The organism is Streptococcus sp. HMSC10E12, from assembly GCF_001807855.1.
GTDB lineage: Bacteria > Bacillota > Bacilli > Lactobacillales > Streptococcaceae > Streptococcus > Streptococcus salivarius.
Map to the genome: position 1 here is coordinate 227,694 of NZ_KV791087.1, position 23,723 is coordinate 251,416.

Sequence of the window (23,723 nt, forward strand, 5' to 3'; positions counted from 1 at the left end):
GACAAATTTTTGTCTCAGCAAAGGGAAGCAGATAATGATCCCCTTTGCTGAAATAAAAATTATTCTTGGAAGGAGATTGTATGACGAAGCCAAATGTCATTGAGATGCACGATATTACCAAAAAATTTGGTGAATTCGTGGCAAATGACCATATCAATCTTGATGTGAGACAAGGAGAGATCCATGCCCTCCTCGGTGAAAATGGTGCAGGTAAGTCAACTTTAATGAATATGCTTTCAGGTCTTTTGCAACCTACGAGCGGTACCATTAAGGTTAAAGAACAAGAGGTGACGATTGATTCACCATCTAAAGCAACGAAACTGGGGATTGGGATGGTTCACCAACACTTTATGTTGGTTGAAGCTTTTACAGTTGCTGAAAATATCATCCTAGGTAGTGAGGTAACTAAAGCTGGTGGCGTCCTTGATATGAAGAAGGCTATTAAGGAAATTACTGAACTCTCTGAAAGATACGGTCTTGCGGTAGATCCAACTGCCAAAGTTGCAGATATCTCTGTTGGTGCTCAACAGCGTGTTGAAATCCTTAAGACTCTGTATCGTGGGGCTGATATTTTGATTTTCGATGAGCCGACTGCGGTATTGACTCCGTCTGAAATTACTGAACTTCTAAACATTATGAAGACCTTGGTTAAGGAAGGCAAGTCGATTATTCTGATTACTCATAAGTTGGATGAAATTCGAGCAGTTTCTGACCGTGTCACTGTCATTAGACGTGGTAAATCAATTGATACGGTAACGATTGAAGGGTCAACAAATGCTGACTTGGCCGAAATGATGGTTGGCCATCAGGTTTCCTTCAAGACAGAGAAAATTCCTTCAAATCCAAAAGAAGTTGTTCTTTCTATTAAAGATTTGGTGGTTAACGAAAACCGAGGAATACCTGCTGTAAAAAATCTGTCATTAGATGTTCGTGCTGGTGAGATCATCGGTATTGCCGGTATCGATGGCAATGGTCAGACAGAACTTGTCCAAGCGATTACAGGACTTCGTAAAGTTAAGTCAGGTGATATTACCATCAAGGGTGAATCGATTATTCATAAGACAACTCGTCAGATTACTGAAATGAGTGTTGGTCATATTCCTGAAGATCGTCACCGTGATGGTATGGTCCTTGAAATGACAGTTGCTGAAAATATCGCTCTTCAAACCTACTACAAAGAGCCAAATTCTAAGAATGGTATCTTGAACTATAATGTCATCAATGCTAAAGCGCGTGAATTGATGAAAGAATTTGATGTTCGTGGTGCAGGAGAGTTAATTGCTGGTGGTGAATTGTCAGGTGGTAACCAACAAAAAGCTGTTATTGCTCGTGAGATTGACCGTGACCCAGAACTTCTTATTGTAAGTCAACCAACTCGAGGTCTTGACGTTGGTGCCATTGAGTACATCCGTAAACGTATTATCGCAGAACGTGATAAAGGTAAGGCTGTGATTGTTGTCAGCTTTGAATTGGATGAAATTCTTGATATGTCAGACAGAATTGCGGTTATCTATGATGGTGCAATTCAGGGAATTCTAGATCCTGCTGAAACGAATAAGCAAGATCTTGGTATTCTTATGGCTGGTGGACAATTGAATAAGGAGGAAGCAAATGTCTAAAAAAGTACAAAATTGGGCAGTTCCTTTAATTGCTGTCCTCTTAGGAATGCTGATTGGAGCCGTTTTGATGTTGATTTTCGGTTACGATCCATTCTGGGCTTACTATGATCTTTTCACAACGGCCTTCGGCTCATTGAAAAATATTGGTGAAATTCTTCGTGCCATGAGTCCGCTGATTCTGATTGCACTAGGATTCTCTGTTGCATCTAAGGCAGGTTTCTTTAACGTTGGTTTGCCAGGACAGGCCTTGGCGGGATGGGTTTCTGCCGTATGGTTTGCATTGTCATTCCCTGACTTACCAAAGGTGATTTCAGTTATCTGTACAGTCATTATCGGTCTGGTTGCAGGTGGTATCGCTGGGGCTATTCCAGGTATTCTCCGTGCTTACTTGGGAACTAGTGAGGTCATTGTTACCATCATGATGAACTACATCATTTTGTATGTAGCAAACAATATTATTCGCTTTGGGTTTACAGCTGATATGTTGCGTTCTTCAGAAGCTTCTAACAAGGTTGTAGCCTCAGCTAGTTATCAAACAGAGTACTTATCTCAAATAACTGGTGGTTCGCGTTTCAATATTGGTTTCTTCCTGGCTCTTGCGGCTGCCTTCTTAGTTTGGTTCTTGCTTAAGAAAACAACAACTGGTTTTGAAATTACATCTGTAGGTCTTAACCCTCATGCATCTGAATATGCAGGGATGTCATCAAAACGTGTTATTATCATGTCTATGATTATTTCAGGTGCCCTTTGTGGACTTGGAGGAACAGTAGAAGGACTTGGTACCTTCCAAAATGCCTTTGTTCAAAACTCTTCATTGGCAATTGGTTGGAACGGTATGGCGGTTGCTCTTTTGGCTACTAATTCACCTATTGGTATTCCGTTTGCTGCCCTTCTTTATGGTGTCTTGTCTGTAGGTAAGAGTGGTATGATTGGTGTGCCTCCTGAAGTTATCGACGTTGTATCTGCTTTGATTATCTTCTTTGTCGGTGCTAACTATATTATTAGATATTGGGTTCGCCCTCGTCAAAAGTCAGTGAAAGCTAAAGGAGGACAAAACTAATATGGACTTCATTACAATTTTAGCCTTGATTGTTGCCTCTATGCTGAAATACTCAGCACCATTGATTTTCACAAGTATCGGTGGTACTTTCTCTGAACGAGGCGGTATCGTAAATGTCGGTCTTGAGGGAATCATGGTTATTGGAGCCTTCGCAGGTGTTCTCTTTAACTTGAATTTTGCAGATAGTTTTGGTGATGCAACTCCTTGGATTGCCGCAATTGTAGCAGGTCTTATTGGTCTTGTTTACTCATTGCTCCACGCGGTTGCGACCATTAATTTCCGTGCGGATCATGTTGTCTCTGGTACGGTATTGAACTTGATTGCTCCATCTTTAGCAGTCTTTCTGACACGTGTTATCTTTGGTGCCGGCCAAACACCAGCTATTAGCCATAACTTTAAAACTGTATCATTTCCAATTTTGAGCCACATTCCAGTCTTGGGTAAAGTCTTCTTTACGAACGTTTCCTTGATTGCATATGTAGCGATTTTGGTTTCAGTTGTGTCTTGGTGGGTTATCTTCAAGACTCGCTTTGGTTTGCGTCTTCGCTCAGTAGGTGAGCACCCACAGGCAGCGGATACACTTGGTATTAATGTTTACCGTATGCGCTACTATGGTGTCATGATTTCAGGATTCCTTGGTGGTGTTGGTGGTGCAGTTTATGCTCAATCCATCTCTAACAACTTTGCTATTACGACGATTGCAGGTCCTGGTTTCATCGCCTTGGCTGCTATGATTTTTGGTCGTTGGAATCCAGTTGGAGCTATGCTCTCAAGTTTATTCTTCGGTTTGTCACAATCATTGGCAATTATCGGGAAACAACTTCCGCTTATTTCACATGTACCAAACGTCTACTTGCAAATTGCACCATATGTCTTGACAATTATTGTCTTGGCTGCATTCTTTGGTAAAGCAGTAGCACCAAAAGCTGATGGTGTTAACTATATCAAATCTAAATAAATACAATCTAGTATTTCAAGTAAGAAGGTCTTTAGACCTTCTTTTTTATGCATGTAAAAAGCCCAGCTTTATAGTTTGCTGAGCTTTTATTCTTATGAAAAATGTGGGTTAAAGACCTTCTCATGACCAATAGTGGTGTCCCATCCATGACCTGGGAAAACTCTGTAGTGGTTAGGAAGTGTAAAGAGTTGTTCTTTAATACTAGTGAGTAATTGTTCGTGGTTCCCTGTTGGAAGGTCCCAGCGTCCAATTGTTTCTTTAAAGAGGGCATCACCAGAAAATACAGTTTCTTCTTTATCAAAGATAAAAGAAACACCTCCAATAGAGTGTCCTGGGGTTGGAACAACTTTAAACTGGAAATCCTCGATGTTATAGTCCTGAGTGAAATCGAAGTAGTATTCTGCTGGATTGACAATAACGTCTTCCATATCGTCATGACGTGGTAGTCCAGATAAATTATCGATAGGGTTCAGCAACCAGTCTTTTTCAGCTTCAGCAACGTAAACAGGAGGATGATTGTATGCCTGACGGACTGCTTCAACACTCATAATGTGGTCGTAGTGTGTATGTGTCAAAAGGATAGCAGCAACTGGTTTGTCGATTGCTTTAAGTTCAGTTAAGATACTAAAAGTATCACTTCCTGGATCAATAACTAGACAGGCTGTATCGTTTTCTAAAATATAGGTATTTTCCTGGGCAACAGGATTTAAAATTCGTCTTATTTTCATAGCTCTAGTGTAGCACGAATTTCAGGCTTTTTCCAATATCAGAATGATGGCTTTGTCTTTTTTTGAGGCTTTGGATATGCTATAATAAGGTCACTATGAGTGAAAAAAACACGAATAAATATGCCATTGTTGACTTGGAAGCAACCTCCGCTTCGTCAACGGCTAGTATTATACAGGTGGGAATTGTCATCATGCAAAATGGTCAGGTGATTGACGAATTTGCGAGTGATGTTAACCCACACCAAGAACTAGATGATCACATTATTCATTTAACAGGGATTACCGATCAGCAGTTGGCTCAAGCCCCAGATTTCTCGGAAATTGCTAGAACCATTTTTGAACTGATTGAGGACTGTATTTTTGTTGCCCATAATGTTAAATTTGATGCCAATTTGCTTGCAGAGGCACTTTTCATGGAGGGCTTCGAACTAAGGACTCCTCGTGTGGATACTGTCGAATTGGCTCAGGTCTTTTATCCGACGTTAGAACAATATAAGCTATCTCATTTATCCAAGGTTCTTAATCTTGACCTAGCTCAGGCCCATACCGCTATTGAAGATGCGAGAGCGACCGGACAGCTTTTGTTTCATTTGATGGATAAGATTGCCAGCCTACCTAGACAGACCATTGAGATGCTTTTAACTTTTTCAGATAATCTACTTTTTGAGACAGAGTTGGTTATTCGTGATGCTATAAGAGATCAAAATTTAGGTCTTTCAAAGGAATATGTCATGCTTGAAGAATCCGGAATTGTTCTTCGTAGACCTGTGGCTTATAAGGCGGAACGAAAACTGTCTCAAGATTTTGCTACCAATATTGCTCTCTTAGATTTAGAGTCAAGACCTAAACAAAGAGAGTTTGCTGAGGCAGTAAGGACGGAGCTTGATAATACTGCTATTTCCATGATTCAGGCTCAGACTGGAATTGGGAAAACCTATGGCTATTTGCTTCCCTTGTTAGCACAATCTGATGTAGATAAAGTAGTAGTAGCTGTTCCAACCAAGCTTCTTCAAAATCAGATTATGAATCAAGAAGCTAAAGCATTATCGGATGTCTTTAATATTAACTTTCATAGTCTCAAAGGACCTCAGAATTATATCAAGTTAGATGCCTTCTACCAAACCTTACTTCGTCAGGATAGTAACCGTTTGGTTAATCGTTATAAAATGCAACTCTTGGTTTGGTTGACTGAAACAGAGACAGGGGATCTTGACGAAATCAGACAAAAACAGCGCTATATGGCTTATTTTGATGAGATTAAGCACGATGGTAAGTTAAAAGCTGACAGTCTTTTTGCCGAATATGATTTCTGGCAACAGTCCTATCAAAAAGCCCAGGAAGCTAGGGTAGTTGTGACCAACCATGCTTATCTGTTGACGCGTATGGAAGATGATTATGATTTTGTTCGAGGAAAAACTCTTGTGATTGATGAGGGACAAAAGATGGTCCTGGCTTTAGAACAATTTTCACGTCATCAAGTCAATCTTACTGTCCTGTTGCAATATATTCATCGAATTCTTGATAGTGGTAGTCAAAGCTTGCTTCAACAACGCTTGCTCGAAAATCTGCAGTTTGAAGTTAGCCATCTAATCCAAGAACATCAACAATTTCCTCAGAAGCAGTATAATCGCCAGCAATTAGATCGTTTGCTACAAACCATTTCTGAACTGGAGGGTGAAAGTGATTTGATGGAGATGTTGTCTCCCTTGAAGACACCCCTTTACAGCCATTTCTGGCTTGAAACAGACTATTATCAGGAACATCGTGTGACTTATTTAAAGGCATCACGCCAAGAGCTCTTAGAACTTTCAGCTTATCTACCAAGTGCCCAAAAAGTGATAATTGTTTCAGCAACTATTGATGTAGGACCTGATGTTGATGTGGCTGATTTGTTGGGCTTAAAACAGGTACGCAAGGTTAGCCTCCCAATGGACACTTTACCCAATCAAGCTATTTGGATTGATCAAAGTATGCCTATGATTGGTATTGCTTCTGAGGAAGAGTATGAAGTTGCTCTTGCAAAGCGTCTCCAGAAGCTATCTGAAATGGAATATCCAATTTTAGTACTATTCACGTCTCGAAAGAGTATGATGGCTGTTTCAGATTTATTGGATCATAGGGAAGTTCGTCACCTAACTCAAGAGAAAAATGGGACTGCTTTTAATGTCAAAAAACGTTTTGATAGAGGTGAGACCAATCTCCTTCTGGGTATGGGGTCGTTCTGGGAAGGTGTGGACTTTGCCCAACAAGATAGGGTAATTGAGGTTATTGCACGTCTGCCGTTTGACAATCCTAAGGATCCATTCTATCAAAAGATTGAATCTTGGTTTTCTAAGCAAGGAAAGAGCACATTTGATAGTTACAGTCTTCCCATGACGGTTTTACGTTTTAAACAAGCTATTGGGCGTGCTCAGAGACGTCCAGAACAGCGCTCGACTATTCTTCTTATGGATAATCGCCCGCTCGTTAAGAGTTATGGAAAACTATTTCTAAAAGAAGTGACACAAGAAGTTGCGCTTAAGCACGCTAAGTTCGAGGAAGTCAAAGAGGATATTCAGGATTTCTTAGAACAAGAAAGTTAACTTTTTAAAACCAACCTTTTCTAAGATTACTTAGGTTTTATAAATTTTACTGACTTATAAAAAAGATAGACTTAATTGCTCAATACTAGCTATATTGCTATGTAAAGATTTATCATTTTCTGATATAATAAATTCAGAAACTTTTTTAGGAGGCATTATGCGTAAACAACGTTCACCCTGGACCAAAAAGCAACAGTTCATTTTTGGAATAATTGTAATCGTTGTGACTTTAATTGCCTCTTTGACTGCTATTCTTATTGTAGCGACTAAGCCTTATGTAGACGCTGAAAAGAAGGTTATTGCCATAGCAGAGAGCAAAGCAGATATTAAGACTGTTACTGAATTTGATATCTACCATGGTGAGGCTACCTATTACGGACTTCTTGGAAAGTCTGGTCAAGGTGAGAAAATAGCTGTTATCGTGAGTCATGATTCAGGTGAGGTTGATATCTACAAGCAATCGGATGGTATTAGTAAGTCAGTGGCCAAGAAAGCTGCTAAGGCCTACGGTGCTAAGGATATATCCTATGTCCACCTAGGAAAATATGGCAAAACTCCTATTTGGGAAGTGAAGTCAGGAACCCAGTATTATCTGGTTGATTTTATCTCAGGTCAGGTTATTAAAGTGGAAGGACTATAATGAAATGACAAAATTATCAAATCGTGTATTACAAATGGAAGAAAGTGTTACTTTAGCTGCCAGTGCGCGTGCTAAAGCTCTTAAAGCTCAAGGACGTGATATCTTGAGTTTGACACTTGGTGAACCAGATTTTGTAACACCTAAGAACATTCAAGATGCTGCTATTACCTCTATTGAAAATGGTAAGGCAAGTTTCTATACCGTAGCTTCTGGACTTCCAGAACTTAAGGATGCGATTAGCACTTACATGGAAAACTTCTATGGCTATGCTGTAAAACCAAATGAGGTTGTTGTCGGCACTGGTGCGAAGTTTATCTTATATGCTTTCTTTGCTACGGTCATCAATCCTGGTGATGAAGTCATTATTCCAACACCCTGCTGGGTTTCGTATGTAGACCAAGTTAAAATGGTTGAGGGTGTTCCAGTCACTTTCCAAACGACTGAAGCTAATCACTTTAAAGCAACAGTTGAACAACTTGAAGCTGCTCGCACTGAAAAAACTAAAGTTGTCTTGCTTAATTCTCCATCAAATCCAACAGGAATGATTTACAGCAAGGAAGAATTGCAAGCAATCGGTGACTGGGCGGTTGAGCACGATATTTTGATTTTAGCAGATGATATCTATGGCCGTTTGGTCTATAATGGCAATACCTTTACTCCAATTTCAAGTCTTTCAGATGCCATTCGTAAGCAAACAATCGTGATTAATGGTGTTTCCAAGACCTATGCTATGACAGGTTGGCGTGTTGGTTTTGCTGTCGGAAATCCAGAAATTATTTCAGGTATGGCTAAGATTATCAGTCAAACGACATCAAATCTTACAGCAGTTTCTCAATATGCTGCTATTGAAGCCTTAACAGGTGATCAGTCTTCTATCGAAGAAATGCGTCAAGCTTTTGAGGAACGTTTGAATACGATTTATCCACTCCTAGCTGAAGTGCCTGGTTTTGAAGTCATCAAACCTCAAGGTGCCTTTTACCTCTTCCCTAATGTTAAAAAAGCGATGGAAATCAAGGGCTACACAAATGTTAATGATTTTACAAACGCTATTCTTGAAGAGGCTGAAGTCGCTTTGGTAACAGGTGCAGGATTCGGCGCACCTGAAAATATTCGTCTTAGCTATGCAACAGACTTAGATACTTTGAAAGAAGCAGTCCGCCGAATCAAAGCCTTTATGGAAAAATAGAATTAATATAGATCAAAAGAAAAGAGAAGTAATTACATGTCTAAACAATTAGTTTCAATTATTGATGTGCCTAAACACGTGGGCGAAGAAATCACTATCGGTGCATGGGTAGCTAACAAATCAGGTAAAGGGAAATTGGCCTTTCTTCAATTGCGTGATGGAACTGCCTTCTTCCAAGCGGTAGCTTTCAAACCTAACTTCATCGAAAAATACGGTGAAGAAGAAGGTACTGAAAAATTTGATACTGTTAAACGTCTTAGCCAAGAAACATCAGTTTATGTGACTGGTGTGGTCAAAGAAGACGAACGTTCAAAATTTGGTTACGAGTTGGATGTGACAGCAGTAGAAGTCATCGGTGAATCACATGATTACCCAATCACACCAAAAGAACACGGAACTGACTTCTTGATGGATAATCGTCACCTTTGGTTGCGTTCACGTAAACAAATGGCTGTTCAACAAATTCGTAATGCGATTATTTACGCAACATACGAATTCTTTGATAAAAATGGTTTCATCAAATTTGATAGTCCAATTTTGTCAGGAAATGCAGCTGAAGATTCAACAGAATTGTTTGAAACGGATTACTTTGGTACACCTGCTTACCTAAGCCAATCTGGTCAGCTTTACCTTGAAGCTGGTGCTATGGCTCTTGGTCGTGTATTTGACTTTGGTCCTGTTTTCCGTGCCGAAAAATCTAAAACACGCCGTCACTTGACTGAGTTCTGGATGATGGATGCTGAGTATTCATTCTTGTCACATGATGAGTCACTTGATTTGCAAGAAGCTTATGTTAAGGCTCTTATTCAAGGTGTTATTGATCGTGCGCCACAAGCTCTTGAAATCCTTGAACGTGATGTAGATTTTCTTAAGAAATACATTGCTGAGCCATTCAAGCGCGTGTCATATGATGAAGCTATCGACCTTCTTCAAGCACATGAAAATGATGAAGATACAGATTATGAGCACCTCGAACATGGAGATGACTTTGGTTCTCCACACGAAACTTGGATTTCTAACTATTTTGGTGTTCCAACATTCGTTGTTAATTATCCAGCAAGCTTTAAGGCCTTCTACATGAAGCCAGTTCCTGGTAATCCTGAGCGCGTTCTTTGTGCAGACCTTTTGGCTCCAGAAGGTTATGGTGAAATCATCGGTGGTTCAATGCGTGAAGATGACTACGATGCTCTTGTAGCTAAAATGGATGAACTCGGAATGGACCGTTCAGAATACGAATTCTACCTTGACCTTCGTAAATATGGTTCAGTACCACACGGTGGTTTTGGTATCGGTATTGAACGTATGGTTACTTTCGTAGCTGGAACAAAACACATCCGTGAAGCTATTCCATTCCCACGTATGTTGCACCGTATCAAACCATAAGTAAAATTCTTTAGGAGTGCAAAAGTATGAAAAGATGGTTACTTGGTCTTTTGACCTTACTTTGTATGGTTTCGATGGTAGCTTGTAGCAAGACTACTCCCTCACTAGAGGGTGAATGGCAGGCACAAGATGCCTTAAAGAAGGATTATACGATTGTCTTCAAGAAAGATAAGGTCAAGATTGGTGAGCAGGATTATAACTATACAGTGGATGGTCCCAAGTCTAAGGATGACTTTACCTATTATTCGCTAAAAGTAAAAGATCAGGGAAAAGAGACGTCTTATACAGTATTTTTCCCAACTAAATCCAAAGAGGTTGCTCTCTTTCTAGAACCAAATGATGAGAAAGAGCCCCTTAAGGGTCAAATGCTCTTTGCACTTAATAAAAAAGACAAACCAGACTATTATAGCTATGTCAAAAAGTATCTGAAATAGTAGGAGAAGGATTAGCCTAGCGCTGATTCTTTTCTTTTTGGAATTATATGTTTCAATTTTCAGAATATTTTGTTATAATAGCAACATATTAGTCAAAGGAGAACTATCATGGCAAAAACTATTCATACTGATAAAGCACCAGCAGCAATCGGACCTTATGTCCAAGGTAAAATTGTAGGCAACCTTTTGTTCGCTTCTGGTCAAGTACCATTGTCACCAGAAACAGGTGAAATCATTGGTGAAACAATTCAAGAACAAACAGAACAAGTTCTTAAAAATGTTGGTGCTATTTTGGCAGAAGCAGGTACAGACTTTGATCACGTTGTTAAAACAACTTGCTTCCTAAGTGACATTAACGATTTCGTTCCATTTAACGAAGTGTATGCAACTGCCTTTACATCTGATTTCCCAGCACGTTCTGCGGTAGAAGTGGCACGTTTGCCAAAAGATGTTAAAATTGAAATCGAAGTTATCGCTGAGATTGATTAATGAAGAGAGCCTTGGCTCTTTTCTTTTTTTCTTAACTGTGATAGACTATTAAAGATAAATCATTTTCGATGTTTGGGAGACACCATCGCTAAAAAAAACCATTACTGGCGTTTTTTTGGCTCCCCCAAGGGGCCTTTTTATGTGTCTCAGACATCATGAATAAAGAGGAATATTATGAAACGTCGATCAGCTTTGGTCGTCTTTAGTGGCGGTCAAGATTCTACTACTTGCCTATTTTGGGCGCTAAAACATTATGAAACAGTTGAATTAGTTACTTTTGCTTATGGCCAACGTCATAGCTTGGAAATTGAAGTAGCTAAAGAGATTGCGCAAGAACAAGGGCTTAAACACCATGTTTTGGACATGTCTTTGCTTGGTCAAATCACTGAAAATGCCTTAACATCTGATATTGAGATTGAGGCAGAAGAAGGTGAAGTTCCTAATACTTTTGTGGACGGGCGTAATCATCTTTTCCTTTCTTTTGCAGCTGTTCTAGCCAAGCAACGTGGTATCACTGACATTGTTACAGGTGTTTGTGAGACAGATTTTTCTGGTTATCCAGACTGTCGTGATGTTTTTGTCAAATCGCTTAATGTCACACTTAATCTTGCCATGGCCTATGATTTTGTTATCCAAACCCCACTCATGTGGTTAGATAAGGCTGAGACTTGGGCTTTGGCTGACCAACTAGGAGCTTTTGACTATGTTCGTGAAAAAACGCTAACTTGCTATAACGGTATTATTGGAACTGGTTGTGGGGAATGCCCTGCCTGTCACTTGCGTCAAAAAGGCCTTGAAAAATATCTAGCGGAAAGAGGAGAAGCTTAATGTTCTTTGCACCGAAAGAAATCAAAAAAGAAACAGGTGAGTCCTTGGTTTACAATCCTCACCGTACAATGGTTTCTAAAGAGTTTACTTTTGATGCTGCCCACCATCTCTTTAATTATGAAGGCAAATGCAAATCACTTCATGGTCATACCTACCATCTTCAGATTGCAGTAAGTGGATACTTGGATGAGCGTGGCATGACCTTCGATTTTGGTGATCTAAAGAGCATTTATAAGGACCATTTGGAACCTCACTTAGATCACCGTTATCTCAATGAGACTCTGCCTTATATGAACACAACTGCGGAAAATATGGTTTTCTGGATTTTTCAGATAACGAGTCAACATCTGCCTGAGGAGAGAGGACTTCGTTTGGAATATGTGCGTCTTTATGAAACACCAACAGCCTTTGCAGAGTTTAGACGGGAGTGGTTGGATGACTAGAGAACGTGTACTCAAACTACCTGTGCTTGAAATTTTTGGACCAACCTTTCAAGGAGAAGGTCGAGCAATCGGGCAAAAGACCATGTTTGTAAGGACGGCAGGATGTGATTACCATTGTGATTGGTGTGATTCTGCCTTTACTTGGGATGGGTCAGAGAAGCCAACGCGTATGACAGCTGATGAAGTTATTGAAGCTTTGGATGCGCTAGGAACTTACGACTATGTTACTCTGTCTGGAGGGAACCCAGCTCTTTTAGCAGCAAATATGGCAGAACTCGTTTCAAAACTCAAGGCTAGAGGAGTAACTTTGGCCGTTGAGACACAGGGTTCTCGCTGGCAGGAGTGGTTAAAGGATATTGATCAAGTAACCTTAAGTCCTAAACCACCATCATCCAAGATGGAAGTCAATATGGAAACCCTTGACTTTATTGTTTCACAACTTGATCCTGATAAAGTTACCTTTAAGGTTCCTGTTTTCGACGATGATGATTTAGCCTTTGCTAAAATGATTCAAGAACGTTATCAGCCAGATGTCATGTTTCTTTCAGCGGGTAATCCTGAACCGAAAGCAGAAGGTAATATTGTCCAACATCAATTAGATCGCCTCAAAGAGCTTTGGGAGACAGTAGCCGCTGACGACTCGTGGGGAAATGTGCGTGTTCTCCCTCAGCTTCATACTCTACTCTATGATAATGAGCGCGGAGTCTAATCTTCACATTCTATAAGCTTAGAATTGATAGTATTTTTACTTTTTTAATGATTAACATTAGAAATTTAGATTAAAAAATGAACACATAAAGGTCTAGAAAAATTAACAACAAAGGAAGAAAAATGTCACAACAAGAAGAAATGAAAAACCTCACTCTCCTTGGTAATAAGGAGACACCTTATATTTTTGAATACTCTCCACAAGTCTTGGAGTCTTTTGATAATCGTCATACTGATAATGATTACTTTATCAAATTCAACTGTCCAGAATTTACATCACTTTGTCCTATTACTGGGCAACCTGATTTTGCAAGTATTTATATTTCTTATATTCCAGACCAGCTCTGCGTTGAGTCTAAATCTCTAAAGCTTTATCTCTTTAGTTACCGTAATCATGGAGACTTCCATGAAAACTGTATTAATACCATTGGTAAAGATTTGGTGGAGCTTTTGAACCCTCGTTACTTGGAAGTTTGGGGTAAATTTACACCTCGTGGTGGTATCTCGATTGACCCTTATTATAATTATGGTCGTCCTGAAACAAAGTATGAGAAGATGGCTGAGCAACGTCTCTTTAATCACGATCTTTACCCAGAAAATATTGATAATCGTTAATGTTACGCTAAAAGTCCTTATACAAATAGAGGGCTTTTTTTGTTTAAACACTTGCCTTTAAGCCCTAAAAGAGGTTTGCCTAACCGTTTTTCACAAAGAAAGTTAGGTCTTTGTTAGTCTTCTATTGGTTTAGTCTGAGAAACTTCTATTATTGAAATAATTTGACAATAGAAGTTTTATTTCTTACAATTAAAGTGTAAATGGAAATGTAAGCGATTGCTTATAAAAGGTATATTTTTTTTAAAAGGGGAAAAGACAATGAGAAAGAGTTTACGATTATTTTCATGTGCTGTCCTAGGGGCAGCTATTTTAGCACCAACAGTAGTTGGCAACAATCATGCACAAGCCGATAGTTATTATGGACGTGGTTATTCTAATAACTATAGTTATAACTCATGGTATAACAACTATTATCCAAACTATGGTTATAACTACGGCTACAATGGCTATTATCCAGGCTATACTTACAATTATGGCTATAACTACGGTTACAATAATTACTATCCAAACTATAACTATGGCTATAATTATAACTATAATTATGGCTATAACAACTATAATCCTGGTTACAACAACTACAACGAATCAGGTACTTACCGCTATAGCAATGGCTATTTGTACTACATCTTGAGTGATGGTAGCTACTATGTTAACTATAACGGTCGTTGGGTTCGTGGTGGTGACTATAATAACAACAATGGTGGTTCTAACAATACACCAACGACAGGTTATGAGGTTTTGAGAAATGACCCTCACTACCGTTATGAAAATGGTACTCACTATTATTTGAAAGATAATGGTGATTATTACTATTATTCAAATGGTAAGTGGGTGCTTGTTAAGGCTTCAAGCACAGATTCTGAAGCTCCAACAACTTCAACTGTAGATTCAACGTCATCAGCAAGCTCAGAAGCGCCATCAACCGTTGATTCAACTTCATCAGCAAGCTCAGAAGCACCATCAACCGTAGATTCAAGCTCATCTGCAACTTCAGAAGCACCATCAACTGTAGATTCAACATCATCTGCAACTTCAGAAGCATCATCAACCGTAGATTCAACATCGTCTGCAACTTCAGAAGCACCATCAACCGTAGATTCAACGTCATCAGCAAGCTCAGAAGCACCATCAACCGTAGATTCAACTTCTTCTACAATTTCAGATGCTGCTTCAACAGGTAATTCAACTTCAGAAGTAGTATCGAATGGTAACTCAAGTTCTGCTGTAACGTCTGAATCTTCTTCAGCAGCAACTTCAGAGACAGGTTCAACATCAGAAACAAGTTCTGAAGCTCCTGAACTTGAAAAACCACCATATGCGCCTGAAACAAACATTGACTATGATAAGTTGCCAAAACCAACATTGCCACCAACAGATTATCGCATGTATTCAGATCCACGATTTGTAGATGACAACGGTACCTATTACTACCGTGTGGCATTGACAGATGAAGATAATGCGCGTGGTATCGATGGTTACTACAAATGGGTTGATGGTAAATGGAAACTCTACAATGGTACTGCCAATGATGACCCTGAGCTTGATCCAGATTTCCATAAACCAGCAGGAAACGACGAATACATGTACGATGACAATGCATCAAGTGTTAAGTTGTATTCTGAAAATGTAGTTGGTACTGGTAAAGCTGGTGAAGCTCTTCCATTCCAAAATGTGGATGAATTCAAAGATTATGTTATTAAGAATTTTGCTCCAAAATTCTTAGATAATGCTGGCTGGGATTGTAATGTAACTTGGGAAATTGAAGATGTTGACAACTTCAACGCTTCTAAGGGCAGTGCTTGGGCACGTGACTATGTTATTACAGCTAATCTCAAGAGCGGTGTTGACGACAAAAAATATAGTGATGTTGAATTTGGTTATGTTAAATTTGTTTATCATGTAGAACCAACTGAAAACTCTGATTATGTTGAAGTTGACTCAGCTAAGGCTGCATTTAATGAAATCAATGCTCAACGTACAGCTGCTGGTTTGCCAGCACTTACATGGTCTGATGATCTTTACAATAGCACAACCCTTCCACATGCCAAAGATATTTCACACACTTACAACAGTGATGGTATTGTTTACCGTCGTGAATCTGATGGTTCAGTTGTAGCCAATAAATGGTTGAGTAGTGGTATTCGTGAACTTCTCATGAGTCCAGATGCTACTCAAGCAGCAGTAGCTTGTGTTGTCGCTGGTGACGGTACTTACTACTGGACTTTAAATTACCAATAAGAAGAGTTTAAATTAATTGTCCCAATAATGGAGGAGTCTGAGGTTAGTCTTGGACTCTTTTCCTTTATCTATTGAACGTTTAAGCTTTCAATATGGTATAATAGAGCCTAGAAAGAAGGCGAAAATATGCAGGTTAAGAGAGTTCAGGATTATATCTCTAAAGAGTGGTTCGATGAAACCGATGGTTCCTATTTCGAACGTCTAAATAGTCGTTTGCAGGTGCTTTTGAAAAAAGATTACCCTGATTTACAAGGACATGATTTTATTAGTAATATCAGTCTTTTGGATTATAGGTTGGTTTTTCTTGATGAAGTTATTGCAAATGCTAATGAGAAAAACGAACATGTTCGGGAAACCGTTCACGATGTGACCAAGAGTTTATTGTACGAGGATCAAGACATCCAGGAACAATTGGATAGTAGGATCACTTTTGGTCAAAAAGTAGCGGATGAAGTGGCCCGATTTGGTGGATCTTGGACTTTTATCTTGTCATTCGTTGCTTTTATGGCTATTTGGATGGGGCTTAATGTTGTTCAACCTTTTGGGATTGCCTTTGATAAATATCCATTTATTCTGTTGAATCTGGCCTTGTCTACTCTAGCAGCCGTTCAGGCACCATTGATTATGATGAGTCAGAATCGAGCATCGGATTACGACCGTTTACAAGCGCGTAACGACTATCAGGTCAATACCCAGTCTAAGGAAGAAATCCGACTTTTGCATGAAAAAATTGACCACTTGGTCCAACAAGACCAATCAGATCTTTTGACAATTCAAAAATTGCAGACAGAAATGATTATGGGGGTTAGCCAACAAGTTGAGAAGATGTCAGACGATATTCGTGTCTTGAAAGAAGAAAGACTAGAAAGGGAGTCTCATGGGAACGAAAAAAATTAATTTAGTTGTTGTAACAGGGATGAGTGGTGCAGGTAAGACTGTAGCAATTCAATCCTTTGAGGATATTGGATACTTCACCATTGATAATATGCCACCCTCTTTGGTACCTAAGGTTATCGAATTGGTAAAACATAGTGAAGAGACAGATAAGATTGCTCTTGTTGTTGATATGCGTAGTCGCTTGTTCTTCGATGAGATTAACGATATTCTGGATAAATTGGAAAGCAATGAGGAACTTAATTTCAAGATTCTATTCTTGGATGCCACGGATGGTGAATTGGTTTCTCGTTATAAAGAGACACGTCGTAGTCACCCACTTGCGGCAGATGGCCGTGTTTTGGATGGCATCAAGCTTGAGCGTGAGCTTTTGTCACCGCTTAAGAGTTTGAGTCAAAACGTGGTTGACACGACAGAATTAACCCCACGCCAGTTGCGTAAGGCTATTTCTGAACAGTTCTCATCTGAACAAGACCAATCTTCTTTCCGTATTGAAGTTTTGAGTTTTGGTTTTAAATATGGATTGCCATTGGATGCAGATCTGGTTTTTGATGTCCGTTTCTTGCCAAATCCTTATTATGATCCTGCACTTCGTAACCTCACAGGTTTGGATAAAGAAGTTTTTGATTATGTCATGAAACATAAGGAATCAGAAGACTTTTACAATCATTTGACACAGCTTATTAAACCAATCTTGCCTGGCTACAAAAAAGAAGGTAAGTCTGTTCTTACCATTGCTGTTGGCTGCACAGGTGGTCAACACCGTAGTGTAGCCTTTGCACATCGTCTGGCTCAAGATTTGAAAAATGATTGGACAGTCAATGAAACACATCGTGATAAGGATCGACGTAAGGAGACAGTGAATCGTTCATGAAAAAACCAAGAATTACAGTAATAGGTGGGGGAACTGGTATCCCAGTCATTCTTCGTAGTTTGCGTCATAAGGATGTTGATATCACTGCTGTGGTAACTGTAGCTGATGATGGCGGTTCTTCGGGAGATTTGCGTGATATCATGCAACTGACACCTCCAGGGGATTTGCGTAATGTTTTGGTAGCTATGAGTGATATGCCTAAACTTTATGAAAGAGTTTTCCAATATCGTTTTGATAAAACCGATGGTGCTTTGGCTGGTCATCCACTCGGAAACCTAATCATCGCTGGAATTTCAGAAATGCAGGGATCTACCTATAATGCTATGCAGCTTCTGACGAAGTTCTTCCATGTTACAGGAAAGATTTATCCAGCTAGTGAGACAGCTTTGACGCTTCATGCCGTTTTTCAAGATGGTCATGAAGTAGCAGGGGAGAGTAGTATTGCCCAGTACGATGGCATGATTGAGCGCGTTTATGTGACAAATACCTATAATGACGAAGAGCCTAAGGCCAGTCGTAAGGTTGTTGATGCTATTATGAATAGTGATATGATTGTTTTAGGTCCTGGATCTCTTTATACATCGATTTTGCCCAACCTTGTGATACCAGAGATTCGTCAGGCTCTTATCGAGACCAAGGCTGATGTCACGTACATTTGTAATATTATGACTCAGTACGGAGAAACTGAACAATTCTCAGATGCCGACCATGTGGCTGTTCTTAATCGTCATCTTGGCTCTGATGTGATTGACAATGTCTTAGTTAACATCAAGAAAGTGCCTAAGGAATACATGGCTAGTAATAAATTTGATGAATACCTTGTTCAGGTTGAGCATGATTTTGAGGGCTTACGTCGTGAAGCTAAAACAGTTGTGTCTTCTAATTTTTTGCGACTTGAAAATGGTGGTGCCTTCCACCATGGTGACTTGGTAGTGGATGAGCTCATGCATCTAGTGAGGAACAAGTCATGAGTTTCACAATTAAGGTTAAAGAAGAGATAATTGCTGCTTCAAGCAAAGACAAGGCTGAATTGTCAGCATTGATTAAGATGTCTGGTTCTGTTGGATTGACCAACCAAGGATTGACTCTTTCCATCTCAACAGAAAATGCAAAGATTGCACGACATATCTACCAATTAATGGAAAGTCGTTATCAGAGTAATCCTGAATTGAGACATCACAACAAGACCAATCTCAAGAAAAATCGTGTTTACACGGTTTTTGTCGCTGACCATGTCAATGATATTTTGTCCGATTTACAATTGGCGGATTCTTTCTTTGGCTTTGAAACAGGTATTGAAACATCAGTAATGGAAGATGACGAAGCTGGAAGATCCTATTTACGAGGCGCTTTTTTGGCGACTGGAACAGTACGTGATCCTGAAAAAGGCCGTTATCAATTAGAAATTTTTTCCGTTTACCAAGACCACGCAGAGGATTTAGCTTCTCTCATGAAAAAATTTATGCTCGATGCCAAGGTTTTGAGTCATAAAAATGGTTTTGTGACCTATCTTCAAAAAGCTGAGGACATTATGGATTTTCTCCTTGTTATTGGCGCAATGAACTCTAAGGATACCTTCGAAGAAGTCAAAATTATGCGAGAAACCAGAAATGATCTGAATCGTGCCAATAATGCGGAAACAGCCAATATTGCTAGAACGATTAGTGCTAGTATGAAAACAATTAATAATATTATCAAGATTATGGATACGGTTGGCTTGGAGATTTTACCGGTGGAGCTGCGCCAAATTGCCCAACTTCGTATTGCCAACCCAGATTACTCTATCCAGCAGATCGCAGATAGTATAGAACCTCCTCTGACCAAGAGTGGTGTTAACCATCGTCTCAGAAAAATCAATAAGATTGCGGACGATTTGTAAGTAGAAAGGAAGCTTTTATGGCTTGTACAACGATTTTAGTAGGTAAGAAAGCCTCATATGACGGCTCTACCATGATTGCACGTACTGAGGATTCTCAATCAGGCGTTTTTACGCCCAAAGAATTTCTCGTCGTGACCCCTGAAGACCAACCGCGTCATTACCAGTCTGTGCTTAGCAATTTTTCAATTGATTTACCAGATAATCCTCTACGATATACCTCTGTCCCAGATGCGCTTGGGAAAGACGGTATTTGGGGTGAAGCTGGTATTAACTCAGCTAATGTTGCCATGAGTGCAACAGAAACAATCACGACTAATGCGCGTGTTCTCGGCGCTGATCCTCTTGTTAAAGATGGTTTTGGAGAAGAGGATATGTTGACTTTGGTCTTGCCATATATCAAGACGGCGCGTGAAGGTGTTCTTCGTTTGGGACAACTCCTTGAAACTTACGGAACTTACGAGTCAAACGGTATTGCTTTTTCAGACACTGAAGAAATTTGGTGGTTAGAAACAATTGGTGGTCACCATTGGATTGCAAGACGTGTTCCAGACGATGCCTATGTTACTAACCCAAACCAACTTGGTATCGATCACTATGAGTTTGAAAATCCAGACGACTATCTTGCCTCACCAGACATTCGAAATTTTATTAATAAACATCACTTGGATTTGACTTATTCTAATGAACACTTTAATCCACGTTATGCTTTTGGTAGCCAACGAGATAAGGATCGTCATTATAATACACCACGCGCTTGGGCTATGCAGAAATTTTTGAACCCAGAAAAAGACTATGATCCAAAATCATTCTTTATTCCATGGTGCCAAAAACCATACCGCAAAATTACAGTTGAAGATGTTAAATACGTTTTGAGTCTTCATTACCAAGATACGCCTTATGATCCTTATGGACCTCAAGGAGATGCAGTGAGTCAACGCCAATTCCGTCCAATCGGTATTAACCGTACTAGTCAAACAGCTCTCTTGCAAATGCGTCCTAACAAACCATCAGAAACAACTGGTATTCAGTGGTTAGCCTATGGATCAATGCCATTTGGTACAATGGTGCCATTCTGGACTCAGGTCGGAACAACACCTGCTTATTTCCGTCAAACAACTGATAAAGTAGATACAGGCAATTTCTACTGGAGTAATCGTTTGATTGCTGCTATCTGTGATCCTCATTTCCAACAGCATGAGGCTGATTTGGATGCTTATGTAGAAACAACGATGGCTCTTGGCCATGCTATGATTAATCATGTCGACAATGCTTTAGCAAATGGTGAGAGTATTGATTTTGAATCTGAAAATCAAAAAATTAGTGATAAGATTCAGTCAGAAACAGATAAACTATTGGCAAAAGTCTTAGATGATGCAAGTAACTTGATGACTAATCGTTTTTCTATGAGTGATTAAAGTCATCAAAAAAACCTTTCCAATTTTATGGAAAGGTTTTTTCGTAGTCTAACCTTACTTGTTTTCTTCATCCAGTTTCGAGAGGAGTTGGTAAAGTGTAATGAAAAAGAAAAGATTGAGTGAAATGAGAAGGCCTGATGCCCATGGCAAATCGCTTTCTAAATTTCTAAGAGGTGAATTCCAAGCAAAGTGTGTCGCAAAAGCACCACAAGCATAAAGAATACCAATAAGACTGTACTTGGAATTAATGAGTTTTTGACGTGAACGCCATATAAGGACTAGCCCCATAGCAAGGAAGGACGTGTAAAGCCAGTGAGACGATACAGCACCAATAGTTCGACCAAGGATTCCCGAAATCGTATAAGAAAAACCATCAGGCAAATCTGAAAGAATATAGGAGAAGTCTTCACTAATCTGGAAGCCAAGACCTGCCGTAATAGCGACAAGCAAGAGCTCCTTGTAACTTTTTGTTGGCACCATATAGATAGCAAAGAGAAAAGCAGCTAGTTTGAGGGGTTCTTCAACTAGGGGAGCCATAAGAGCATCCTCAAAGCGGTAGAAGAAACTCTTTGAAGAAAGATGAGCAGTCACCCAGTCGTGAGAAATGGTATTGGCATAACCAGCTATCCATCCTGTGATAAAGACTCCACCAATTAGAGCAAATATGAGAACAAGTGGTTTCACCTGCCATCTCTTGCCTAAGTATCGAACCAGAAATATTCCTGGTAGGATATAACATAAGGCAATTAGTGTTGATAGTCCAATAATACCGTATGCTGAACCAGACAAGGCACCTGAGGTGTATGATTGTGTATCATAAGTCAGGCCAATGGATGCAAGCAATAAAAAAAGATATAGGGTTAATTTACGAAACATGTATAACCTACTTTCCAAATGATATTTCCAGTATATCAAATAATTCTTTTTCATCGAAATATTTCAATTTTTTTATTTTAGTACTTGCAAAATAAATGAAGTGTGATATACTTAACCAGTAAACTATTAACTGGTTAAGTATTTTGAAAGGAATATCATGAAAAAGAAACGCATTTTTGGCCTAGCAGGAATAGCAGCAGTTGTTTTAGCTGCTGGTGCAGGTATTTATTATACGACTAGTCACCACGGTTCAAAAGGAAATAGCGACTTGAAGGTTGTGACCAGCTTTTACCCTGTTTATGAATTTACAAAGCAGGTTGTTGGCGATGAGGGAGAGGTGTCTTATCTTATTCCCGCTGGTAGTGAAGCCCACGATTTTCAACCATCTACTAAGAATGTCGCTGACATTGAAAAAGCAGACACTTTTGTCTACCTAAATGAAAATATGGAAACCTGGGTTCCAAAAGTTGAAAAGTCTATCAACACTAAAAATACAAAAATCATTAAGGCAAGTCAAGGCATGGTTCTCTTACCTGGAATAGAGGAAGAAGATCATGATCACGGTGGAGAAGAGCATCACCACGAATATGATCCTCATGTTTGGCTCTCACCTAAACGTTCTCAAAAATTAGTTGAAACTATTAGGGACGGTTTGATTGCTCAACACCCAGATAAAAAAGCAGTCTTTACAACCAATGCCGAGAAATACCTTAAAAAATTAAAGACTTTGGATAAGGAGTATACTGAAGCCTTAAGTCAAGCGAAACAGAAAAGTTTTGTTACCCAGCACTCAGCTTTTGCCTACCTTGCTTTAGATTACGGTTTGACACAAGTACCAATTTCAGGTGTTTCAGCTGAATCTGATCCATCTGCAAAACGTATCGCTAGCCTTTCTAAGTATGTCAAAGAATATGATATTAACTATATCTACTTTGAGGAAAATGCTTCAAGTAGCGTTGCCAAAACCTTAGCTAACGAAGTAGGAGTTAAGACAGCAGTTTTAAATCCAATTGAATCACTAACTAAGGAACAGTTGAAAAAAGGTGAAGATTATGTCAGTGTTATGACTGAGAATCTCAAAAACCTTCGTTTAACAACAGATGTTGAAGGTAAAGCTATCCAACCTGAAACAGGAAGCGATGATAAGAAAACAGTCCAAAATGGTTACTTTGATGACAAAGATGTCAAAGATAGGGAACTTTCTGATTGGTCTGGTGAATGGCAATCGGTCTATCCTTACCTCCAAGATGGTACTTTAGATCAAGTATTTGAATACAAAGCTCTATCGAATAAGGATAAAACCGCACAAGAGTATAAAGAGTACTACACTAAGGGCTATCAAACAGATGTTTCTAAAATTGCTATTGATGGTAAAAAGATGACCATGACTTTCACAAAAAATGATGGAAGTAGCGTGACACACACTTATCGTTATGATGGTTATAAGATTTTAACTTATGCTTCTGGTAAAAAAGGTGTCCGTTATCTCTTCACAGCAACTGACAGTCAAGCAGCAGATAACCCTTACCAGTATGTCCAATTTTCAGATCATCAAATAGATCCAACAACTTCAGCACATTTCCATATTTTCTTCGGAAATAGTAGCCAAGATGAGATTCTAAAAGAGATGGATAATTGGCCAACTTACTATCCTGGAAAACTTAGTGGCTTTGAAATTGCCCAAGAAATGGTTAGTCATTAATACTAGAATTGCACTCATTCGTGAGTGTTTTTCTTTTTTAAAAAAATCTTTCATTTCTTAAACTCTTAGAAAATCGCTAGTGTCATTATTTTTAAATAGAAATTTAAAGCATGGTATTTTTTCTAAAAAAATCCTGTAAAAAATTAAATAATTACTACATTTTTTCATTCTT

Annotated in this window: 23 protein-coding genes; 20 read left to right on the forward strand and 3 right to left on the reverse strand. The window is 39.2% G+C overall.

The features are described 5' to 3' along the window. The first annotated feature begins 80 nt into the window (after window positions 1–80). The 3 genes from HMPREF3112_RS04235 to HMPREF3112_RS04245 are packed head-to-tail and all read left to right on the forward strand — an operon-like array spanning window position 81 to window position 3,637. Complete coding sequence (locus tag HMPREF3112_RS04235) at window positions 81–1,619, forward strand: ABC transporter ATP-binding protein (RefSeq protein WP_004184111.1); 1,539 nt, start codon at window positions 81–83, stop codon at window positions 1,617–1,619. After that, window positions 1,612–2,679 carry an ABC transporter permease gene (locus HMPREF3112_RS04240; protein ID WP_048675557.1) on the forward strand — a complete coding sequence of 356 codons (1,068 nt, stop codon included), beginning with the start codon at window positions 1,612–1,614 and terminating at the stop codon, window positions 2,677–2,679. The genes HMPREF3112_RS04235 and HMPREF3112_RS04240 overlap by 8 nt, the downstream gene beginning before the upstream one ends. Before the next feature lies 1 nt (window position 2,680). After that, window positions 2,681–3,637, forward strand: a complete 957-nt coding sequence (locus HMPREF3112_RS04245) for an ABC transporter permease (protein WP_037600844.1) — start codon at window positions 2,681–2,683, stop codon at window positions 3,635–3,637. A 92-nt stretch (window positions 3,638–3,729) separates the two neighbouring features. Here the strand turns inward: HMPREF3112_RS04245 and HMPREF3112_RS04250 are convergent, their stop codons facing one another. Further along, a complete protein-coding gene (locus tag HMPREF3112_RS04250) occupies window positions 3,730–4,365 on the reverse strand; it encodes an MBL fold metallo-hydrolase (protein ID WP_070438327.1) in 636 nt (211 codons plus the stop codon). 95 nt (window positions 4,366–4,460) lie between these two features. On the opposite strand from HMPREF3112_RS04250, the gene HMPREF3112_RS04255 reads away from it, so the two are divergent. The 10 genes from HMPREF3112_RS04255 (at window position 4,461) to queF (ending at window position 13,673) form a co-directional block, all read left to right on the forward strand. Then, the gene (locus tag HMPREF3112_RS04255; RefSeq protein WP_070438331.1) at window positions 4,461–6,947 is read left to right on the forward strand and encodes a bifunctional DnaQ family exonuclease/ATP-dependent helicase; all 2,487 of its coding nucleotides are present in this window, start codon (window positions 4,461–4,463) and stop codon (window positions 6,945–6,947) included. Window positions 6,948–7,104: 157 nt separating this feature from the next. Then, a complete protein-coding gene (locus tag HMPREF3112_RS04260; RefSeq protein ID WP_048675572.1) occupies window positions 7,105–7,587 on the forward strand; it encodes a cell wall elongation regulator TseB-like domain-containing protein in 483 nt (160 codons plus the stop codon). Window positions 7,588–7,591: 4 nt separating this feature from the next. After that, the gene (locus tag HMPREF3112_RS04265) at window positions 7,592–8,773 is read left to right on the forward strand and encodes a pyridoxal phosphate-dependent aminotransferase (protein ID WP_070438333.1); all 1,182 of its coding nucleotides are present in this window, start codon (window positions 7,592–7,594) and stop codon (window positions 8,771–8,773) included. Between the two features lie 36 nt (window positions 8,774–8,809). Then, the gene (gene asnS / locus HMPREF3112_RS04270; protein WP_048675576.1) at window positions 8,810–10,156 is read left to right on the forward strand and encodes an asparagine--tRNA ligase; all 1,347 of its coding nucleotides are present in this window, start codon (window positions 8,810–8,812) and stop codon (window positions 10,154–10,156) included. A 26-nt stretch (window positions 10,157–10,182) separates the two neighbouring features. Beyond that, complete coding sequence (locus HMPREF3112_RS04275) at window positions 10,183–10,590, forward strand: hypothetical protein (RefSeq protein WP_048675578.1); 408 nt, start codon at window positions 10,183–10,185, stop codon at window positions 10,588–10,590. Window positions 10,591–10,698: 108 nt separating this feature from the next. After that, window positions 10,699–11,079: a RidA family protein gene (locus HMPREF3112_RS04280; RefSeq protein ID WP_002891112.1), complete on the forward strand. Its 381-nt coding sequence runs from the start codon at window positions 10,699–10,701 to the stop codon at window positions 11,077–11,079. Window positions 11,080–11,253: 174 nt separating this feature from the next. Next, complete coding sequence (gene queC / locus HMPREF3112_RS04285) at window positions 11,254–11,907, forward strand: 7-cyano-7-deazaguanine synthase QueC (protein ID WP_004182086.1); 654 nt, start codon at window positions 11,254–11,256, stop codon at window positions 11,905–11,907. Further along, window positions 11,907–12,350: a 6-carboxytetrahydropterin synthase QueD gene (queD, locus tag HMPREF3112_RS04290; RefSeq protein WP_070438336.1), complete on the forward strand. Its 444-nt coding sequence runs from the start codon at window positions 11,907–11,909 to the stop codon at window positions 12,348–12,350. Before queC ends, queD begins: the two co-directional genes overlap by 1 nt. Beyond that, window positions 12,343–13,059, forward strand: coding sequence for a 7-carboxy-7-deazaguanine synthase QueE (gene queE, locus HMPREF3112_RS04295; protein ID WP_004182409.1), 717 nt, complete (start codon window positions 12,343–12,345; stop codon window positions 13,057–13,059). The genes queD and queE overlap by 8 nt, the downstream gene beginning before the upstream one ends. A gap of 122 nt (window positions 13,060–13,181) precedes the next feature. Then, window positions 13,182–13,673, forward strand: coding sequence for a preQ(1) synthase (gene queF / locus HMPREF3112_RS04300; RefSeq protein ID WP_003097375.1), 492 nt, complete (start codon window positions 13,182–13,184; stop codon window positions 13,671–13,673). Between the two features lie 812 nt (window positions 13,674–14,485). Here queF and HMPREF3112_RS11910 read toward each other — a convergent pair. Further along, on the reverse strand, window positions 14,486–15,007 hold the full coding sequence (locus tag HMPREF3112_RS11910) for an alanine-zipper protein (RefSeq protein WP_371106351.1): 522 nt from the start codon (window positions 15,005–15,007) through the stop codon (window positions 14,486–14,488). A gap of 13 nt (window positions 15,008–15,020) precedes the next feature. Between HMPREF3112_RS11910 and HMPREF3112_RS11915 the strand changes: the two genes are divergently transcribed. The 6 genes from HMPREF3112_RS11915 to HMPREF3112_RS04330 all read left to right on the forward strand — a co-directional run bounded on the left by HMPREF3112_RS11915 (window position 15,021) and on the right by HMPREF3112_RS04330 (window position 20,973). Then, window positions 15,021–15,911: a CAP domain-containing protein gene (locus HMPREF3112_RS11915; RefSeq protein WP_158084690.1), complete on the forward strand. Its 891-nt coding sequence runs from the start codon at window positions 15,021–15,023 to the stop codon at window positions 15,909–15,911. Window positions 15,912–16,037: 126 nt separating this feature from the next. Then, window positions 16,038–16,808 carry a DUF1003 domain-containing protein gene (locus HMPREF3112_RS04310; protein ID WP_048675589.1) on the forward strand — a complete coding sequence of 257 codons (771 nt, stop codon included), beginning with the start codon at window positions 16,038–16,040 and terminating at the stop codon, window positions 16,806–16,808. After that, the gene (gene rapZ, locus HMPREF3112_RS04315) at window positions 16,789–17,679 is read left to right on the forward strand and encodes an RNase adapter RapZ (protein ID WP_014634584.1); all 891 of its coding nucleotides are present in this window, start codon (window positions 16,789–16,791) and stop codon (window positions 17,677–17,679) included. The genes HMPREF3112_RS04310 and rapZ overlap by 20 nt, the downstream gene beginning before the upstream one ends. Next, entirely contained in the window at window positions 17,676–18,650 is a 975-nt protein-coding gene (locus HMPREF3112_RS04320) for a YvcK family protein (RefSeq protein ID WP_002891102.1), read from the forward strand. The genes rapZ and HMPREF3112_RS04320 overlap by 4 nt, the downstream gene beginning before the upstream one ends. Beyond that, window positions 18,647–19,558: a DNA-binding protein WhiA gene (whiA, locus tag HMPREF3112_RS04325; protein WP_004182012.1), complete on the forward strand. Its 912-nt coding sequence runs from the start codon at window positions 18,647–18,649 to the stop codon at window positions 19,556–19,558. Before HMPREF3112_RS04320 ends, whiA begins: the two co-directional genes overlap by 4 nt. Window positions 19,559–19,575: 17 nt before the next feature. Beyond that, window positions 19,576–20,973, forward strand: a complete 1,398-nt coding sequence (locus tag HMPREF3112_RS04330) for a C69 family dipeptidase (RefSeq protein WP_048675595.1) — start codon at window positions 19,576–19,578, stop codon at window positions 20,971–20,973. A 54-nt stretch (window positions 20,974–21,027) separates the two neighbouring features. Here the strand turns inward: HMPREF3112_RS04330 and HMPREF3112_RS04335 are convergent, their stop codons facing one another. Further along, entirely contained in the window at window positions 21,028–21,849 is an 822-nt protein-coding gene (locus HMPREF3112_RS04335; protein WP_048675597.1) for a PrsW family glutamic-type intramembrane protease, read from the reverse strand. A gap of 157 nt (window positions 21,850–22,006) precedes the next feature. On the opposite strand from HMPREF3112_RS04335, the gene HMPREF3112_RS04340 reads away from it, so the two are divergent. Continuing rightward, window positions 22,007–23,551, forward strand: coding sequence for a metal ABC transporter solute-binding protein, Zn/Mn family (locus tag HMPREF3112_RS04340; RefSeq protein WP_070438338.1), 1,545 nt, complete (start codon window positions 22,007–22,009; stop codon window positions 23,549–23,551). The last annotated feature ends 172 nt before the right edge of the window (window positions 23,552–23,723 follow it).

Bases quoted from the DNA above. Each gene is read 5' to 3' on its own strand.
- HMPREF3112_RS04235 (WP_004184111.1), top strand. From the start codon at position 81: ATGACGAAGCCAAATGTCATTGAGATGCACGATATTACCAAAAAATTT.
- HMPREF3112_RS04240 (WP_048675557.1), top strand. From the start codon at position 1,612: ATGTCTAAAAAAGTACAAAATTGGGCAGTTCCTTTAATTGCTGTCCTC.
- HMPREF3112_RS04245 (WP_037600844.1), top strand. From the start codon at position 2,681: ATGGACTTCATTACAATTTTAGCCTTGATTGTTGCCTCTATGCTGAAA.
- HMPREF3112_RS04250 (WP_070438327.1), bottom strand. From the start codon at position 4,365: ATGAAAATAAGACGAATTTTAAATCCTGTTGCCCAGGAAAATACCTAT.
- HMPREF3112_RS04255 (WP_070438331.1), top strand. From the start codon at position 4,461: ATGAGTGAAAAAAACACGAATAAATATGCCATTGTTGACTTGGAAGCA.
- HMPREF3112_RS04260 (WP_048675572.1), top strand. From the start codon at position 7,105: ATGCGTAAACAACGTTCACCCTGGACCAAAAAGCAACAGTTCATTTTT.
- HMPREF3112_RS04265 (WP_070438333.1), top strand. From the start codon at position 7,592: ATGACAAAATTATCAAATCGTGTATTACAAATGGAAGAAAGTGTTACT.
- asnS (WP_048675576.1), top strand. From the start codon at position 8,810: ATGTCTAAACAATTAGTTTCAATTATTGATGTGCCTAAACACGTGGGC.
- HMPREF3112_RS04275 (WP_048675578.1), top strand. From the start codon at position 10,183: ATGAAAAGATGGTTACTTGGTCTTTTGACCTTACTTTGTATGGTTTCG.
- HMPREF3112_RS04280 (WP_002891112.1), top strand. From the start codon at position 10,699: ATGGCAAAAACTATTCATACTGATAAAGCACCAGCAGCAATCGGACCT.
- queC (WP_004182086.1), top strand. From the start codon at position 11,254: ATGAAACGTCGATCAGCTTTGGTCGTCTTTAGTGGCGGTCAAGATTCT.
- queD (WP_070438336.1), top strand. From the start codon at position 11,907: ATGTTCTTTGCACCGAAAGAAATCAAAAAAGAAACAGGTGAGTCCTTG.
- queE (WP_004182409.1), top strand. From the start codon at position 12,343: ATGACTAGAGAACGTGTACTCAAACTACCTGTGCTTGAAATTTTTGGA.
- queF (WP_003097375.1), top strand. From the start codon at position 13,182: ATGTCACAACAAGAAGAAATGAAAAACCTCACTCTCCTTGGTAATAAG.
- HMPREF3112_RS11910 (WP_371106351.1), bottom strand. From the start codon at position 15,007: ATGTTTGTTTCAGGCGCATATGGTGGTTTTTCAAGTTCAGGAGCTTCA.
- HMPREF3112_RS04310 (WP_048675589.1), top strand. From the start codon at position 16,038: ATGCAGGTTAAGAGAGTTCAGGATTATATCTCTAAAGAGTGGTTCGAT.
- rapZ (WP_014634584.1), top strand. From the start codon at position 16,789: ATGGGAACGAAAAAAATTAATTTAGTTGTTGTAACAGGGATGAGTGGT.
- HMPREF3112_RS04320 (WP_002891102.1), top strand. From the start codon at position 17,676: ATGAAAAAACCAAGAATTACAGTAATAGGTGGGGGAACTGGTATCCCA.
- whiA (WP_004182012.1), top strand. From the start codon at position 18,647: ATGAGTTTCACAATTAAGGTTAAAGAAGAGATAATTGCTGCTTCAAGC.
- HMPREF3112_RS04330 (WP_048675595.1), top strand. From the start codon at position 19,576: ATGGCTTGTACAACGATTTTAGTAGGTAAGAAAGCCTCATATGACGGC.
- HMPREF3112_RS04335 (WP_048675597.1), bottom strand. From the start codon at position 21,849: ATGTTTCGTAAATTAACCCTATATCTTTTTTTATTGCTTGCATCCATT.
- HMPREF3112_RS04340 (WP_070438338.1), top strand. From the start codon at position 22,007: ATGAAAAAGAAACGCATTTTTGGCCTAGCAGGAATAGCAGCAGTTGTT.